We start from the raw sequence: 14,080 nt of genomic DNA on the forward strand, positions 1-14,080 counted from the left end.
CGACTGACACAGCGCTATCGCGAGCAGGCTCACTCCTACAAGTGGAAACCGTTATTTCGGAGTGCAGGTCAGTTTGATGCGCAGCTTGATGATCTCGCGGGTGAACTTGGCCGTGGCGTTTTTGTGCTTGCCGGCCGGCACATCGATGCTGCGCGTGCGTGGTGCTTCCGGGCCGTTGCTGAATACGGCCCGGCAGGTCGCGTCGACATCACCGTAATTGGCCACGCGGATCGAGCCGATGTCGTTATCGGTGTCGAAGGTCTCGTAGTCGATCTTCATGCCGTTGAGATCCTTCTGCACATCGATCGGATAGGCAAACGCGGTCAACGGCAGCAGCGCCAGCACCACACAACAGAATTTTTTCATTCGGCAGTCTCCATGAGGGACGGCCAGCTTAGGACAAGAGGAGCTATTGATGAAAGCGCCCCGCGTGACCCTTGATCAATGGCGAACGTTGCAGGCCGTGGTCGACCACGGCGGATTCGCCCAGGCCGCCGAGGCCCTGCACCGTTCGCAGTCATCGGTGAGCTACACAGTCGCCCGCATGCAGGATCAGCTCGGCGTGCCGTTGCTGCGCATCGACGGCCGTAAAGCCGTGCTCACCGAGGCCGGCGGTGTGTTGCTGCGCCGTTCGCGGCAACTGGTGAAACAGGCCAGCCAGCTGGAAGATTTGGCCCATCACATGGAGCAAGGCTGGGAAGCCGAAGTGCGGCTGGTGGTCGATGCCGCCTACCCGAGTGCGCGGATCGTCCGCGCCCTGACCGCGTTCATGCCGCAGAGTCGCGGCTGCCGCGTGCGTCTGCGCGAAGAAGTATTGTCGGGCGTTGAGGAAGTGCTGCTCGAAGGCGTCGCGGATCTGGCCATCACCGGCCTGAGCATTCCGGGCTACCTCGGCGCGGAGTTGAGCGATGTCGAATTCGTCGCCGTCGCCCATCCTGATCACCCGCTGCATCGGCTCAATCGCGAGCTGAGCTTTCAGGATCTGGAAACCCAGATGCAAGTGGTGATCCGCGACTCCGGCCGCCAGCAGCCGCGCGATGTCGGCTGGCTCGGCGCCGAACAGCGCTGGACCGTCGGCAGCCTCGCCACCGCCGCGACCTTCGTCAGCAGCGGCCTGGGTTTTGCCTGGCTACCACGACACATGATTGACCGGGAATTGAAGGATGGCTCGCTCAAGCTGCTACCGTTGGATCGGGGCGGCAGCCGCAACTCCAGTTTCTATCTGTATTCGAACAAGGACAAACCCCTGGGCCCGGCCACGCAAATCCTCATCGAGTTGTTGCGCACCTTCGACACCTTGCCGCTGGATGCCCCGTTCGCCGCCCCCGAGCAAGCCTGACACGGAGTTCACCGATGGCGTATTTCGAGCACGAAGGTTGCAACCTGCACTACGAGGAATATGGCCACGGTACGGCGTTGCTGCTGGTTCACGGGCTCGGCTCGAGCACGCTGGATTGGGAAATGCAGATCCCGGCGCTGGCCGCGCGCTACCGGGTGATCGTCCCGGACATTCGCGGCCACGGGCGCTCGGACAAACCTCGCGAGCGCTACAGCATCGCCGCATTCAGCGCCGACCTGCTGGCCTTGATCGAACACCTGCGCCTCGGCCCGGTGCACTACGTCGGGCTATCGATGGGCGGGATGATCGGTTTTCAGCTGGCCGTCGATCAGCCGCAAGCGCTCAAGAGCCTGACCATCGTCAACAGCGCGCCACAGGTCAAATTGCGCACGCGCGATGATTATTGGCAGTGGTTCAAGCGCTGGAGCCTGATGCGCCTGCTTAGTCTGGAGACCATCGGCAAAGCCCTCGGCGGCAAACTTTTTCCCAAGCCGGAACAGGCCGATCTGCGGCGGAAAATGGCCGAACGCTGGGCAAAAAACGACAAACGTGCTTATCTCGCCAGCTTCGATGCGATTGTCGGCTGGGGCGTTCAGGAACGACTTTCCCGGGTGTCCTGTCCAACGCTCGTCATCAGCGCCGACCGTGATTACACACCGGTGGCGTTAAAGGAAACCTATGTAAGACTGCTGCCGGATGCGCGGCTGGTGGTCATCGCCGACTCGCGCCATGCCACCCCGCTCGATCAACCCGAACGCTTCAATCAAACGCTGCTGGATTTTCTCGCCACAGCCGACCTTCACTCTCAGGATCACTGACCCATGCTGAAAAAACTCGCCCTCGCCGCCGGCTCTGTACTGTTTGCCGCCAACCTGATGGCTGCCACCCCGGCCAAGGCGCCCCACGTGCTGCTGGACACCACCAACGGCCAGATCGAAATCGAACTGGACCCGGTCAAGGCGCCGATCAGCACCAAGAATTTCCTTGAATACGTCGACAGCGGCTTCTACAACAACACCATTTTCCACCGCGTGATCCCGGGCTTCATGGCCCAGGGCGGCGGTTTCACCCAGCAGATGCAACAGAAAGAAACCAAGGCGCCGATCAAGAACGAAGCCAGCAATGGCCTGCACAACGTTCGTGGCACCCTGTCGATGGCGCGCACTTCCAATCCTGATTCGGCGACCAGTCAGTTCTTCATCAACGTTGCCGACAACGCTTTCCTCGATCCGGGCCGTGACGCCGGTTACGCGGTGTTCGCCAAAGTGGTCAAGGGCATGGATGTCGTCGACATCATCGTCAACTCGCCGACCATCACCAAACAAGGCATGCAGAACGTGCCTTCCGACCCTGTGATCATCAAGTCGGCCAAGCGCATCGACTGAGTTTCGCCGGGCATACCGAGCGGCGCCGGGCTGAGCCTGCGCCGCTCGCACTGATAAAAGGAGAGCCCGTATCCCGGGCGGTTATCTGATGCTCTATCGCCGTTTCGAACAACTGATCGATATCTTCCGCGACGCCCCGACGGCGTCCCCGCCGGACCGTGTCTGGCCCTTCTATACCTATTACCTGAAGCAGGTCTGGCCGAGTTTCGCCGCCCTGCTCGTGGTTGGCCTGTTCGCCGCGTTGATCGAAGTAGCGCTGTTCAGTTACCTGAGCCGCATCATCGACCTTGCACAAGGCACGCCCAACCCGAATTTCTTCAGCGACCATGCCCTCGAATTGACCTGGATGCTGGTGGTCGCCCTGGTGCTGCGACCGATTTTCTTCGGTCTGCACGACTTGCTGGTGCACCAGACCCTGAGCCCCGGCATGACCAGCATGATCCGCTGGCAGAACCACAGCTACGTGCTCAAGCAGAGCCTGAATTTCTTCCAGAACGACTTCGCCGGGCGCATCGCCCAACGCATCATGCAGACCGGCAATTCACTGCGAGATTCTGCCGTGCAAGCGGTGGATGCGCTGTGGCACGTGGTGATCTATGCGATCAGTTCGCTGGTGCTGTTCGCCGAAGCTGACTGGCGCCTGATGATCCCGCTGCTGACCTGGATCGTCGCCTACATCGGCGCGCTGTACTACTTCGTGCCACGGGTGAAAGAGCGTTCGGTGGAAGCCTCGGATGCGCGCTCGAAACTGATGGGGCGCATCGTCGACGGCTACACCAACATCGCCACGCTGAAGCTGTTCGCTCACACCAACTTCGAACAGCACTATGCCAAGGAAGCCATCGAAGAACAGACCGTCAAAGCACAGATGGCCGGTCGCGTGGTCACCAGCATGGACGTGGCGATTACCACCATGAACGGCCTGCTGATCGTCGGCACCACGGCGCTGGCGTTGTGGCTGTGGACGCAGTCGCTGATTACCGTCGGCGCGATTGCCCTGGCCACCGGTCTGGTGATCCGCATCGTCAACATGTCCGGCTGGATCATGTGGGTGGTCACCGGCATTTTCGAAAACATCGGCATGGTTCAGGACGGTCTGCGCACCATTTCGCAACCGGTCGGCGTCACCGACCGCGAGCAGGCGAAACCGCTGGACGTGGCCTCGGGCGAAGTGCGTTTCGAGCACGTGGATTTTCACTACGGCAAGAAGAAAGGCATCATCGGCGACCTCAACCTGACGATCAAGCCGGGAGAGAAAATCGGCTTGATCGGCCCGTCCGGCGCCGGCAAATCGACTCTGGTCAACCTGTTGCTGCGCCTGTACGACGTAGAGGGTGGGCGGATCCTGATCGACGGGCAGAACATCGCCGAAGTCGGCCAGGAAAGCCTGCGTGCGCGGATCGGCATGATCACTCAGGACACCTCGCTGCTGCACCGCTCGATCCGCGACAATCTGCTTTACGGCAAACCCGACGCCACCGACGCCGAACTGTGGGAGGCGGTGCACAAGGCCCGCGCCGATGAGTTCATCCCGCTGCTGTCCGACGCTGAAGGCCGCACCGGTTTCGATGCGCACGTCGGTGAGCGCGGGGTGAAACTGTCCGGCGGTCAGCGCCAGCGCATCGCGATTGCAAGGGTGCTGCTCAAGGACGCGCCGATCCTGATCATGGACGAAGCCACCTCGGCGCTGGACTCTGAGGTGGAAGCGGCGATTCAGGAAAGCCTCGAGACCTTGATGCAGGGCAAAACCGTGATCGCTATTGCGCATCGTCTCTCGACCATTGCGCGAATGGATCGCCTGGTGGTGCTGGAGAACGGCAAGATCGCCGAGAGCGGCACCCACGCCGAATTGCTTGCGCATCGCGGCCTGTATGCGCGTTTGTGGGCGCACCAGACCGGAGGCTTTGTCGGCATCGACTAATGCACCACATTCCCCTGTAGGAGTGAGCCTGCTCGCTCCCACAGAGGTCAGGTCTGGCGATAGGGCAACGCCGTTCTCGCCTCTTCGGCATAGGCCAGAACGCCGGCGCGCTCTTGCTGGAGGAAATCCTTCACCGCCGCTTTCAGCCCCGGATGGCGCAGGTAATGCCAGGAATGGGTGATCACCGGTTCGAAGCCGCGAATCAACTTGTGCTCGCCCTGCGCCCCGGCATCGAAACGCTGGATGCCATGGGCAATCGCGTAGTCCATGCCCTGATAAAAACACGTCTCGAAATGCAGCCGATCGAACTCGGCCAGGCAACCCCAGTAACGCCCGTAGAAACTGTCGCCACCGACCAGACTGAAGGCCATTGCTACCGGCCGTGATCCCTGTTTGGCCAAGACCACGCGAATCGCCTCGGGCATGCGCTCGGCCAGCAGGCTGAAGAACTCGCGGGTCAGATACGGCGCCTGACGCCGCACCGCGTAGGTGTTGGCATAGCAGGCGTAAACAAAATCCCACTGCGCCTCGTCCAGTTCCCGCCCTTGCAGCCACTCGAAGTCAAAGCCCTGCCCCGCCACCTGCTCGCGTTCCTTGCGCATCTGCTTGCGCTTGCGTGAGCTGAGGGCGTCGAGGAAATCCTGAAAGTCGCGGTAACCGCGATTCTGCCAGTGATACTGACAGCCAATGCGTTGCAGCCAGCCCGGTTGCTCGGCCATCGCCGCGTCAGTGAACGGGTCGGTGAAATTGATGTGCGCGCTGGAAAGCCCTTCGATCTCCAGATAGCCGGGCAGGCTCTTGAGCAATTCAAAACCGTCTTCGACACTGGCCGCCAGCAGGCGCGGGCCGCTCACCGGACTGAATGGCACAGCCGTTAAAAGCTTGGGGTAGTAATCGATGCCGGCACGCGCACAGGCGTCGGCCCAGCCGTGATCGAACACGTACTCGCCGTAGGAATGCCACTTGCGGTAACTGGGCAGCGCGGCGATCAGGCGACCCTCTTCGAGGTGCAGCAAATGCTCGGGCTGCCAGCCGGTATGCGGGCCGACACTGCCGCTGTCTTCCAGCGCACTGAGGAAGGCGTGGCGCAGAAAAGGCTGGTTGTCCGGGACCAGCGCATCCCAAGTGGCCGGGGCGATTTCTGACAGGTCTTGCAGGCGTTGCAACGGCATTCACTGGCACTCCACAGCTTGGCGACAAAGCCCGGCGAGTATCGCTGATCGCGACCCGGTTGCACACGCTCAATCGGCCGACAGCGCTCTAACTCGATAGTTCACGCCGGATATGCATCGTCATCAACCTGCCATCACTGTGCCACCGCTCTGTCATAAACCATCGCGATACTGGCGCCTGTTTTTAGAGCGCCGGGTTCTAACCCGGACACAGTTTTCCGGCCTTCGGGTCGGTTGTGCCCAGGATGGTTCAGCCATCCCCTTCATCTTCGGAGATTGCTATGCGTCTTGCTTCCACGAAAACTGCAGCGGCCCTGTGCGGCGGCTTGTTGCTGGCCATGAGCGTTCCGGCCAGTGCTGCAGTCGACGCCAAACTGCTCGACATGCTCAAGGCCAACGGGTCGATTTCCCAGGCGCAGTACATCGAGCTGCAAACAGAACTGGCCAAGGATCAGAAGGCTCAGCAAATCGCCCAACAGGCGCAGCAGGAAACCAACGAACAAGTGGCAGCGGTCGCGAAGAAGACCAACGAACAGAGCCTGTTCGACCAGAAACTGGCCTGGGCGGCCAAGACCCAGTTCAAGGGTGACGTGCGCATCCGTCAGGAAACCATCAAGATCGACGGCGAGCCGAACAATGGCGGCCGCGACAAGGATCGCCAGCGCATCCGTGCGCGTCTGGGCGCCTACACCGAGATCAACCCGCAGGTCGACACCGGCATCCGTATCGCCACCGGCGGCGGCGACGATGCCCGCTCGACCAACCAGGACCAGGACAACTACTTCGACAAGAAGCAGATCTGGCTCGATCTTGGCTACATCGACTACCACCCTGACCAGATCAAGAACCTGCACGTGATCGGCGGCAAGATGCTGCAACCGTGGGTGAGCATGGGCGACGTGATCTGGGACAGCGACATCAACCCGGAAGGTCTGGCCGTTACCTACAAGTACCCACTGGGCGGCAGCGCCGAACTGTTCGGCAGCCTGGGTAACTACAACCTCAAGGACAACGTTGACGGCGACGGCGTGCAATTCCGTCACGATCTGCGCCTGACCGCTGGCCAGTTGGGCAGCCGCTTCAACATCACCGATAACCTGAAGATGACTTTGGGCGGTAGCGTCTACGCCTACCAGAACGACGAAGACAGCCGCTGCACCGGCACCTCGACGCCGTGCGCGCTGGCAGTCAACGGCAACTCGGCGAACAACGAATTCCGTCTGTATGAAGGGTTCAGCCAGATCGATATCGGCGGCCTGCCAATGCCGTTGTCTTTCTACGGCCAGTACGTGAAGAACAACGATGCCGTGACCGATCAGGACACTGCGTGGTTGCTCGGTGCCAAGTCGAAAGTCTTCGGCTTCAACCTCGACTACAACTACCGTGACGTGCAGCGCAACGCCGTGGTCGGCGCCTTCACCGACTCCGACTTTGCCAACGGCACCACCGGTTCCCGCGGGCACAAGTTCAAGGTCGGTTACGACATCGACAAGAACTTCGCCGTCGGCGCCACGTACTTCCTGACCAAGGCCGACTTCGCCAGCCGCGGCCAGCGCGATGCAGATGCCAACACCCTGCAGCTGGATGCTGAAGCGAAGTTCTAAAAAAGTGATAGCCCGGTGCGGGCGGGACGATCCCCATCATCCGTTCGTTTCATCCGCGCCGGGTTATTTCTGCAGGATGCAAAAAAACCCTGTAGGAGCTGCCGAAGGCTGCGATCTTTTGATCTTGATCTTGAAAACAAGATCAAAAGATCGCAGCCTCGTTTCACTCGACAGCTCCTACAGGGGGTTATCTTTTCGTCGTTGATCGGCGAGGCGTTCGGCCAACGCATCGACATGCTCGTCCGGTTGTTCCGGCAATGCCTTCAGCGTCGCCTGCATCAAGCGCATCTGCCGCAGGAAACGCCGGCAGTTGGGGCAGAACAACAGGTGATGACGCACCATCAGCGTCTCGCGAAAGCTCAGTTGGCCGTCGAGATAATCGCTGGATCGTGCTACTTGCTCCTTGCAGGTCAACATTCTCCCGTCTCCTCAAAATGTTCCACGGTCGCAAAAACCTTCAAGCGTGCCCGGTGCAGCAGCACGCGGACATTGGAGAGCGAGATCTCCAGAAGATTACAGATCTCTTCCAGCTCCAGGCCCTGGCGTTCGCGCAACAGCAGGACACTGCGCTGCAACTCGGAAAGACTCAGCAACGTATGTTCGAGGCATTCGCGCAGTTCGTTTTCGGTGAGCAGCGCTTCGGGGGTGTCCTGGTGCCAGGCGAACGGCGCCACCAGCCAGTGACCGTCGCTTGAAGAAAACCGATCGTCGCCGATAGTGCCATGCGGCGATGGCAGGTCATCGAGCAGGACTTCCCGGCGATTGAGCTTGTAGCGACTTTTGGCCGAGTTGGCGGTGATGGTCAGCAACCAGGTCTTCAGACTGGAACGGCCCTCGAAGCTGCTCAGATGGCGCACCACCGACAGCCACGCATCCTGCACGACTTCCTCGACATGACGCTGGCCGACAATCGCGTAAGCCACCGCTCGCATGGCGCTCTGATAGGTAGTAACCAGTTCCTTGAAAGCCTTTTGCTCCCCCGCCAGCAAGCGCGCGAGCAGTTGGGTGTCATCAGCCGCCATCCATCAATCCCCTTGTCCGGACTTCGAAAATGAACGCGGCAGGTATTCACCTGCCGCGACGTCCGAAAAATTACAGCGTTTCACTCGCTTCGAATGTAGGAAAGATCGACGCGATTAAGGGGAAATTAACCTGTTTCAGCGTTTGCGCAGCAACACACTACCAATCGAGTAACCGGCACCGAACGAGCTCAACACCGCCAGCGAACCCGAGGCCAGGTCATCCTGGTATTTGTGGAAGGCAATGACCGAACCGGCCGAGCTGGTGTTGGCATAGCTGTCGAGAATCACCGGCGCTTCTTCTTCGCTGGCTTCGCGGCCGAGCAGCTTGCGCACGATCAGGTGGTTCATGCTCAGGTTGGCCTGGTGCAGCCAGAAGCGTTTCACGTCGCCGACGTTGAGCTGGTTCTCTTCCAGGTGCTCGCCGATCAGCTCGGCAACCATCGGGCAGACATCCTTGAACACCTTGCGGCCTTCCTGCACGAACAGCTTGTCGCGGGCGCCCACACCCTCCTCGGCAGCGCGATTGAGGAAGCCGAAGTTGTTGCGGATGTTGTTGGAGAACTTGGTCAGCAATTTGGTGCTGACCACGTCGAACTGGTACGGCGAGGTCGCCAGATCCGCGCGTTCGATGATCACCGCAGTCGCGGCATCGCCGAAAATGAAATGGCTGTCGCGGTCACGGAAGTTCAGGTGCCCGGTGCAGACTTCCGGGTTGACCATCAGGATCGCCCGCGCCTGGCCCAGTTGCACGCTGTTGGCGGCGGCCTGGATGCCGAAGGTGGCCGAAGAACAAGCGACGTTCATGTCGAAACCGAAACCTTCGATGCCCAGTGCTTCCTGGACTTCGATGGCGATGGCCGGATAAGCGCGTTGCAGGTTCGAGCAGGCAACGATCACGCCGTCGATGTCGGCTGCGGTTTTGCCGGCTCGTTGCAGGGCTTGTTCAGCCGCGCCGACGGCCATTTGGCAGAGCACCGACCATTCGTCGTTGGAACGTTCCGGCAGGCGCGGGGCCATGCGTTGCGGATCGAGGATGCCGTCCTTGTCCATGACAAAGCGGCTCTTGATGCCCGAGGCTTTTTCGATGAATGCGGCGCTGGATTCGGTCAGGGCCTGGACTTCACCGCTGGCAATGGCCTCGGCGTGATCGGCGTTGAACTGGGCGACGTAGGTATTGAAAGACTGCACCAGCTCTTCGTTGGAGATGCTGTTGGCCGGTGTGTACAGGCCGGTGCCGCTGATGACGACGTTATGCATGGTCGTTTCTCTAATCTGTTCAGGCAGAAAGTGCTGGAACCGTCGTACCAACACGCAAAGGGTCTATTCCCATCCGGGGGACGCAAACCTGGCATCGTTTTATTCCGCAGCGCGACACGGCCGAAGGCTCTGGGTCGCGAAACGGCGGGTTATGGGGGCGAAGTTTGCCATAAACCTTGGCTTTTGGCGCCATTCCCGACATTCCGCCATTCCCGATGTGGGAGCGAGCCTGTTCGCGAAGACGGTGTGTCAGTCACACAAAGGGTGCCAGACATGACGCTTTCGCGAGCAGGCTCGCTCCCACAGGGGATGACACAAACTCTGAAGGTCAGGGCTCGACCTGGCTCCACTGTTTGCTCAGGCGTTTGTCGGAGATCGGCACTTTCGTGCCCAACTGCTGGGCAAACAGCGAGACGCGGTACTCCTCCAGCCACCAGCGGTACAACTCCAGTTGCGGGTCGCGCTTGCCTTCCTGCGCATGCTTGGCCGCGCGGCTCTGGTATTGCGCCCACAGGCCCGCGAGTTCGCCACTCCAGACCCGATCCTTCTGCACCTGCGCGCCGAGTTTCTCGAAACGTTGCTCGACCGCTTTCAGGTAACGCGGCAACTCCTTGAGCCATTGCATCGGCGTTTCACGGACGAAGCCCGGATAGACCAGATTGCCGATCTGCTGCCTGATGTCATTCAACGCTACGGCCTGGGCCAGATCGATCTTGCCCTTGAAGCGTTTTTGCAGACCGTGCCAGATCTTCAGGATTTCCAGGGTCAGCCGCGCCACGCGCTCGGCGTGCTCGGTCCAGTTGCCGCGTTTGCGCTCGGCCAATGCCGCCAACCCGGCACCATCCCGGGGCAGCGGGTCTTCGCCTTCGAGAATGCAACTGTCGAGGCTGGCCAGCAGAATGTCTTCCACCAGCGCATCGACGCGGCCCAACTCACGATAAAGCAAGCCCAGTTCAGTCTGCCCCGGCAACTTGCCGCGCAGGAACTTGGCCGGCTCGGCCAGTTGCTGCATCAACAAGCGCTGCAAGGCGCGACGATGCTGGAACTCGGCTTCGGCCGGGGTCGAGAACCGCCCTTCCTTGACCGTGCCGCCCTCTTCCACCAACGCTGGGTAAACCGTCATCGACAGCCCGGCGATCTTCTGCTGGGTCTTTTCCGCCACCGGCGCGAAAACCTTCGCCTCGACCGGTTGCTGGCTTTTCGCACTCTGCGGCACCGCCAGCGCGGCCTGGCTGGCTTCAGCGAAGCGTGCGGTCAGCTCAGCCAGATCGCGGCCTTCGCCAAGGAACTTGCCCTCGCCGTCGACGATTTCCAGGTTCATGCGCAGATGGCTTTCAACCTGTTGCGCGGCTTCCGCCCACGCCTCATCACTGACCCGTGCGCCAGTCATGCGCAGCAGTTCGCGACCGAGCGCTTGCGGCAGCGAACCTTCGGCGAACGTCATGCGCTGCAGCGCGGCTTTGATGAAGTCCGGCACCGGCACGAAATTCTTGCGCAGGGCTTTCGGCAGGTTCCGCACCAAGGCAATGCACTTGGCCTCGATCAGGCCCGGCACCAGCCATTCCAGACGCTCCGGTGGCAGCATCGGCAGCAGCGGCGCCGGCACGCGCAAGGTCACGCCATCGCGCGGGTGATTCGGTTCGAAATGGTAAGTGAGCGCCAGCTCCAGATCGCCGATGTGCAGGGTGTCCGGGTAATCACGGGCGGTGACTTCACTGGCCTCGCGGGCCAGCACGTCTTCTTCGCGCATGATCAAAAGTTGCGGGTCTTTCTGGCTGTTGACCTTGTACCAACTGTCGAACGTCGCGGTCTGGTGGATCTCCGCCGGCAGACGCGCATCGTAGAAGGCGTAGAGGGTTTCCTCGTCGGCGAGAATATCGCGACGGCGCGCCTTGGCCTCGAGTTCGTCGAGCTGCTCGAGCAGTTTCTGATTGGCGCTCAGGCATTTGGCCCGCGACTGAATCTCGCCGCGCACCAACCCTTCGCGGATAAACAGCTCACGGGAGACCACCGGATCGACCGGGCCGTAATGCACCGGGCGGCGACCGACGACGATCAGACCGAACAGGGTGATCTGCTCGTAGGCCACGACCTGGCCGCGCTTCTTTTCCCAATGTGGTTCGAAGTGGTTCTTCTTGATCAGGTGCCCGGCCAGCGGCTCGATCCAGTCGGCGTCGATCTTGGCGACCATGCGCGCGTAAAGCTTGGTGGTTTCCACCAGTTCGGCGGTCATCAGCCACTGCGGGCGCTTCTTGCCGATGCCCGACGACGGATGAATCCAGAAGCGCCGTTGGCGCGCGCCTAGGTAATCGCCGTCTTCGGTTTTCTGGCCGATCTGGCTGAGCAAGCCGACCAGCACCGCCTTGTGCAGTTTCGGATAATCCGCCGGCTCTTTGTTCAGGCTCAGCTGCATGTCGCGGCAGATCAGGCTCAACTGCCGATGGGAATCTCGCCACTCGCGCAAGCGCAGGTAATTGAGGAAATTCTTCCGGCACCAGTTACGCAGCGGGTTGGCGGTCAGCGCCTGGCGCTGTTCTTCAAAACCACGCCACAGATTGACCAGCCCGGCGAAGTCCGAATCCGGATCCTTCCATTGCGCATGGGCCTGATCCGCCGCTTGCTGACGCTCCGGCGGACGCTCGCGCGGGTCCTGAATCGACATCGCACTGGCGACAATCAGCACTTCCTGCAGGCTGCCGAGTTTGGCCGCTTCGAGCAGCATGCGGCCCATGCGCGGGTCGACCGGCAAGCGCGCCAGCTGTCGACCGAGCGGCGTCAGCTGGCTGTTGCGGTCCACCGCCGAAAGCTCCTGCAGCAGGTTGAAACCGTCGCTGATCGCCTTGCCGTCCGGCGGTTCGATAAACGGGAACGCGGTGATTTCGCCGAGACGCAGATGGAGCATCTGCAAAATAACGGCGGCGAGGTTGGTGCGCAGAATTTCCGGGTCGGTAAATTCCGGACGACCGAGGAAATCCTCTTCGCTGTACAACCGCACGCAGATGCCCGGCTCGACCCGCCCGCAACGACCTTTACGTTGATTGGCGCTGGCCTGGGAAATCGCTTCGATCGGCAAGCGCTGGACTTTGGCCCGATAGCTGTAGCGACTGATGCGCGCGGTGCCGCTGTCGATCACATAGCGAATACCCGGAACGGTCAGCGAAGTCTCGGCAACGTTGGTCGCCAGCACCACACGGCGGCCTGGGTGCGACTGGAAAATCCGCTGCTGTTCGGCCGGCGACAGACGCGCGTACAGCGGCAGGATTTCGGTGTGCTTGAGCTGGGCCTTGCGCAGCATGTCCGCGGCATCACGAATCTCGCGCTCACCGGGCAGGAACACCAGCACATCACCCGGACTGCGGCGTTCGCTGCGCTCGTAGGCGGCGATTTCGTCGAGGGTGGCGAGGATCGCCTGATCGACGGTAAGGTCGTCCTCGACCCGGTTGCCCTCCTCGTCCTGCTCCAGCGTCAGCGGGCGATACCAGGTGTCCACCGGGAACGTGCGACCGGACACTTCAACAATCGGCGCATCATCGAAATGCTTGGAGAAACGCTCCAGATCGATGGTCGCCGAGGTGATGATGACTTTCAGATCCGGGCGACGCGGCAGCAGGGTTTTCAGGTAACCGAGGAGGAAATCAATGTTGAGGCTGCGTTCGTGCGCTTCGTCGACGATGATCGTGTCGTAGCGTTCGAGATAACGATCGTTCTGGGTTTCCGCCAGCAGAATGCCGTCGGTCATCAGCTTGATCAGGGTGTTGGCATCGCTCTGATCTTCGAAGCGCACCTGATAGCCGACCAGTGCACCGAGGGGCGTGCCGAGTTCTTCGGCGACGCGGCTGGCGACGCTGCGCGCGGCGATCCGACGCGGCTGGGTATGGCCGATCAGACCGTGCTGGCCGCGACCGATTTCCAGACAGATTTTCGGCAACTGAGTGGTTTTGCCCGAGCCGGTTTCGCCAGCGATGATCAGCACCTGATGTTGCTCCAGGGCCTTTTTGATCTCGTCGCGTTTGGCCGCGATCGGCAAACTGTCGTCGTAGCGAATCACCGGCAGGCTGGCACGGCGCGCCAGCACCTGATCACAGGACGCCTGCATCCGCGCCACCCACTGGGCCAGCTTGGCCTCGTCGGGTTTCTTGCGCAGCTCAAGCAACTGCCGCCGCAGCCGGTGACGGTCGGCGAGCATGGCGTGATCGAGGTTTTTCAGCAGTTTGTCGATGGAGGGCGATTCGTCGGTCATCGGGTAGGCAATTCGGTCGTCTATTTATGCAGGGGGCGGATTGTCGCAGATTTGCCTGCAGTTGACCTGCTTCCCCTGTAGGAGCTGCCGAAGGCTGCGATCTCTTGATTTTGCTTTTGAAGATCAAGATCAAAAGATCG

Annotated in this window: 11 protein-coding genes; 5 read left to right on the plus strand and 6 right to left on the minus strand. The window is 61.0% G+C overall.

From position 1 onward, the window contains the following. Positions 1-51 precede the first annotated feature (51 nt). Complete coding sequence (locus DCO47_RS20865) at positions 52-366, minus strand: 3-phosphoglycerate kinase (protein ID WP_083353346.1); 315 nt, start codon at positions 364-366, stop codon at positions 52-54. 49 nt (positions 367-415) lie between these two features. Between DCO47_RS20865 and DCO47_RS20870 the strand changes: the two genes are divergently transcribed. From DCO47_RS20870 to DCO47_RS20885, 4 genes are all read left to right on the plus strand, one after another. Beyond that, positions 416-1,339, plus strand: a complete 924-nt coding sequence (locus DCO47_RS20870) for a LysR family transcriptional regulator (protein ID WP_016771199.1) — start codon at positions 416-418, stop codon at positions 1,337-1,339. Between the two features lie 14 nt (positions 1,340-1,353). Next, positions 1,354-2,157 carry an alpha/beta fold hydrolase gene (locus DCO47_RS20875; protein WP_116658830.1) on the plus strand — a complete coding sequence of 268 codons (804 nt, stop codon included), beginning with the start codon at positions 1,354-1,356 and terminating at the stop codon, positions 2,155-2,157. A 3-nt stretch (positions 2,158-2,160) separates the two neighbouring features. Beyond that, on the plus strand, positions 2,161-2,724 hold the full coding sequence (locus DCO47_RS20880) for a peptidylprolyl isomerase (protein WP_042607454.1): 564 nt from the start codon (positions 2,161-2,163) through the stop codon (positions 2,722-2,724). An 88-nt stretch (positions 2,725-2,812) separates the two neighbouring features. Further along, positions 2,813-4,645 carry an ABC transporter ATP-binding protein gene (locus tag DCO47_RS20885; protein ID WP_116658831.1) on the plus strand — a complete coding sequence of 611 codons (1,833 nt, stop codon included), beginning with the start codon at positions 2,813-2,815 and terminating at the stop codon, positions 4,643-4,645. Between the two features lie 47 nt (positions 4,646-4,692). On the opposite strand, the gene DCO47_RS20890 is transcribed toward DCO47_RS20885, so the two are convergent. Further along, positions 4,693-5,817: a GNAT family N-acetyltransferase gene (locus DCO47_RS20890; RefSeq protein ID WP_116658832.1), complete on the minus strand. Its 1,125-nt coding sequence runs from the start codon at positions 5,815-5,817 to the stop codon at positions 4,693-4,695. Positions 5,818-6,098: 281 nt separating this feature from the next. Between DCO47_RS20890 and DCO47_RS20895 the strand changes: the two genes are divergently transcribed. After that, positions 6,099-7,421 (plus strand): putative porin, encoded by a 1,323-nt coding sequence (locus DCO47_RS20895; RefSeq protein ID WP_039760990.1) that lies wholly within the window; start codon positions 6,099-6,101, stop codon positions 7,419-7,421. A 177-nt stretch (positions 7,422-7,598) separates the two neighbouring features. Here the strand turns inward: DCO47_RS20895 and DCO47_RS20900 are convergent, their stop codons facing one another. The 4 genes from DCO47_RS20900 to hrpA all read right to left on the minus strand — a co-directional run bounded on the left by DCO47_RS20900 (position 7,599) and on the right by hrpA (position 13,940). Next, on the minus strand, positions 7,599-7,838 hold the full coding sequence (locus tag DCO47_RS20900; RefSeq protein ID WP_042607451.1) for an anti-sigma factor: 240 nt from the start codon (positions 7,836-7,838) through the stop codon (positions 7,599-7,601). Next, on the minus strand, positions 7,832-8,443 hold the full coding sequence (locus DCO47_RS20905; RefSeq protein WP_064362510.1) for an RNA polymerase sigma factor: 612 nt from the start codon (positions 8,441-8,443) through the stop codon (positions 7,832-7,834). The genes DCO47_RS20900 and DCO47_RS20905 overlap by 7 nt, the downstream gene beginning before the upstream one ends. Positions 8,444-8,578: 135 nt before the next feature. Then, positions 8,579-9,700: a beta-ketoacyl-ACP synthase III gene (locus DCO47_RS20910; protein ID WP_042607449.1), complete on the minus strand. Its 1,122-nt coding sequence runs from the start codon at positions 9,698-9,700 to the stop codon at positions 8,579-8,581. Between the two features lie 328 nt (positions 9,701-10,028). Continuing rightward, entirely contained in the window at positions 10,029-13,940 is a 3,912-nt protein-coding gene (gene hrpA, locus DCO47_RS20915) for an ATP-dependent RNA helicase HrpA (protein ID WP_116658833.1), read from the minus strand. Positions 13,941-14,080 lie beyond the last annotated feature (140 nt).

The sequence above is a fragment of the Pseudomonas sp. NDM genome (assembly GCF_003105095.1).
Classification (GTDB): Bacteria; Pseudomonadota; Gammaproteobacteria; order Pseudomonadales; family Pseudomonadaceae; genus Aquipseudomonas; species Aquipseudomonas moraviensis_A.